Source organism: Chitinophaga sp. (genome assembly GCF_036566945.1).
Lineage (GTDB): Bacteria > Bacteroidota > Bacteroidia > Chitinophagales > Chitinophagaceae > Chitinophaga.
In genome coordinates this window covers 1-2,723 of sequence record NZ_DATCVJ010000004.1, presented here as the reverse complement: position 1 = coordinate 2,723, position 2,723 = coordinate 1, and the positions used below count along the sequence as shown (strand labels likewise).

The window sequence follows — 2,723 nt, the reverse complement described above, 5'->3', positions numbered from 1 at the left end:
CTTGCTCTTTTTTACGTGATTCATAAAACGATAACACAAAAACCTTAAAAATTACACGGAAGTAGTATTGATTTGTGCGGGATAAAATCCAATTTTGGTAGTAATAATCCTATGCCAACTAAAACTCTTTGAAAAAGAAGAGTTGTCCAATTTTAGAGATGCCGGTATTTTTCGTTATTTTCTAATCAGAAAACACCCTTAAGTCCTATGAAAACCAACACCAATCGCGAGCTTCTGTTAATGCACAAGTTCACCGAAGAGTGGAGCACCAATTTCTCTTCACAGGTATCCCGGATCATGAACATCGTTGATCAGCAGGATACACTGGATGGAATTATCCCTATTATTGAGGTAGCGAATGTTTACAATCAACGTTTTGCTCATGCGCGTACGGACAAAGAAAATCTTTTAAAGAATCGCAAAGCGCGGCCATTCGAATTCCTGATTCACAAAAATTAAACCTGGAATAGCCAGGGAGTATTTATTAGTTTATCCGATAAATAGTTAATTGTTATGAGGTTGCCGGGAAAAGGAAGAGAGCCACTTGTGGGCAATTATTAACGCCAATTATTTATCTGATAAACTAATAACCTACTTTTATCAATCCATGGCGCGGTTAATAAATTGCAACAGTGGTTGCATCAGCGCAAATGTTTTAAGAATCTCCTTTACTATTGTGGGTTGTGTACATGCTTCATCTGTAAAGGGATGAGATACAATCACACTTTTCAGCTTTAAATAGGCAATAGCCGGGTTATCCGGTTGATATCCCTGGGGCGCTGTTTTCAATGCATCTCCCTCTACCTTCCCAAAGTGTTTAATAAATTCCTTATTGGAAATGATCTGCTCAAATTCCCGGAAATTATAATCAATTTCCTGGCGTATCTTTTTCAGTTCGGGAGCGGCTGGCATCCAGATACCACCACCGGCAAAGCTGTTACCGCCGGGTTCCAGTTGAAAATAGTATCCGCCGAGGGTTGATTTTTTACCACCTACCTGAAAGGAGGCGCCGAGATTTGTTTTATAGGGTATCTTATCTTTCGAAAACCTGACGTCCTTATAAATACGGAAAACGCAATCTTTTACCTGTAAACCCTGTATAGCCGCATCCTGCCTGGCCAGCCCGTCGATGAGCTGTTGTACCATGCTTTCAAAATCAGCTTTTGCAGATTGATATTCGGTTTTGTGTTCGTCAAACCAGACCTTATTATTATTCAGCCTGAGAGACTTCAGAAATTTTAACGTGGACGGCTGCAGCATTACTACTTTTTGCCCCCAATATATATAAAAGAAGCTGAAAGCAGAAGGCTGAAGGCAAAAAGGTATTGTAGCGAAGTCGGAAAGCGGTGGGCGGAAAGCAAAAAGCTATTGTAGCAAATGCTCTAAGCGAATTAAGAATCGCTCTGGTCATTCGCTACAATAGCTTTATCCTTTATCCTTTCGGCTTTCGGCTCAGAAATGGTAGGTGGCAGCTAACAGTACATTGGATGTCATGTCGTAAGGTTTGCCATCCGATTTACTGAATATATCGGCAGATGCTTTGTCCAGCCTGAATTCCGGCATAATCGTGAGGTTTCCTACCTTGTAGTTAAAGGTGAGTGTACCGGCCACAACATTTCCGCCTTCAGGGATGGCGCCAAATACTTTCAGGCCATCTTTATCGCTAAAGTATTCACCACGTACGGTCAATCCGAATTTTTCGGTGAAGTCCAGATTCACGTAGAGTGCATTGCCCCACCATTTGGCGTTTTCACGGGTATCTTTAGGCGCTCTTGTATCGGAGTAAGTACTGTAGGTAGCATTGTAGCCAAGACCCAGCACTTTATTAATCTGATAAGTAGCGACCAGGTCTACCTGGTGGTTTTGAATACCAAAAGTATCTTTTCCTTCGAGGTAATTCAGGTATAACTTAATGGGTGTTTCTGCAGGAGCGAAGCCCAGCTGAGCACCAATATATTTATGGCTGTTAAGGGATACTGATTTTAAATCGGTAGGATTAAACACCCCTACCATGGCGCTTAAAGAAGAGGTGAGGGCAATGTCTGCTTTAACACCTGTATTGAAAAAAGGACCGTAACTAAACATATAGCTCATGCTATAGTTTCTATTGGCGTAAGCGTCTACCAATTCATAACCGATGTGTGTAGCATAACTACCAAGACTCACTTTCACTTTTTCTGTTAACTGGTAGGATACATACAATTGCTTGATGGCCATAGACAGGCCGTTTGCGGAGCCAGGTACATCATTATAGGAAAATTCTCCTGCTCTTTTACCAAATCCGAGATCAGCAACGATACTCCCTTTTTTAAATCCATGTTCCACCTTCAGGGATACCATTCCTAATTCGAAAGAATTATGAGAGTTGGTAAAACTGGTTTTATTGTCGGTGTAGTTGCCATTCAGATTGTACTTGTAATATACATCAGCGGATCCGGACAATTTAAAAGCCGGAGCTACTGTAGTATCGGTCGTGGATTGTGACATGGCAACGAGGCTGCTGCCCATGACAAATAAGGTCGTTAACATTCTTTTCATACTTATAAATTTGGTTGATAAAATGGTAAGTATAGATGCGGCCTTTTCTTACGGATTGTTTCGGGGGTGTGTACGCGTGCTTCTGAAATTGCTACAATCAGAATAGAAGGAATGGATAATCAGTAGCTAATGATTGGTGCGAGTTTCACTTATTTACAGCGATTTAACTACCAATTATCCATTCC

The 2,723-nt window shown here is 41.2% G+C and carries 3 protein-coding genes; 1 reads left to right on the top strand and 2 read right to left on the bottom strand.

Translation table 11 applies throughout. The features are described 5' to 3' along the window. Positions 1-207: 207 nt before the first annotated feature. Positions 208-459 carry a hypothetical protein gene (locus VIP81_RS00075; protein WP_079471700.1) on the top strand — a complete coding sequence of 84 codons (252 nt, stop codon included), beginning with the start codon at positions 208-210 and terminating at the stop codon, positions 457-459. Positions 460-600: 141 nt separating this feature from the next. On the opposite strand, the gene VIP81_RS00070 is transcribed toward VIP81_RS00075, so the two are convergent. Next, positions 601-1,260 carry a DUF2461 domain-containing protein gene (locus VIP81_RS00070; RefSeq protein ID WP_331956430.1) on the bottom strand — a complete coding sequence of 220 codons (660 nt, stop codon included), beginning with the start codon at positions 1,258-1,260 and terminating at the stop codon, positions 601-603. Positions 1,261-1,452: 192 nt separating this feature from the next. After that, entirely contained in the window at positions 1,453-2,538 is a 1,086-nt protein-coding gene (locus VIP81_RS00065; protein ID WP_331956429.1) for a porin, read from the bottom strand. Positions 2,539-2,723: the final 185 nt, after the last annotated feature.

Bases quoted from the DNA above. Each gene is read 5' to 3' on its own strand.
- VIP81_RS00075 (WP_079471700.1), top strand. From the start codon at position 208: ATGAAAACCAACACCAATCGCGAGCTTCTGTTAATGCACAAGTTCACC.
- VIP81_RS00065 (WP_331956429.1), bottom strand. From the start codon at position 2,538: ATGAAAAGAATGTTAACGACCTTATTTGTCATGGGCAGCAGCCTCGTT.
- VIP81_RS00070 (WP_331956430.1), bottom strand. From the start codon at position 1,260: ATGCTGCAGCCGTCCACGTTAAAATTTCTGAAGTCTCTCAGGCTGAAT.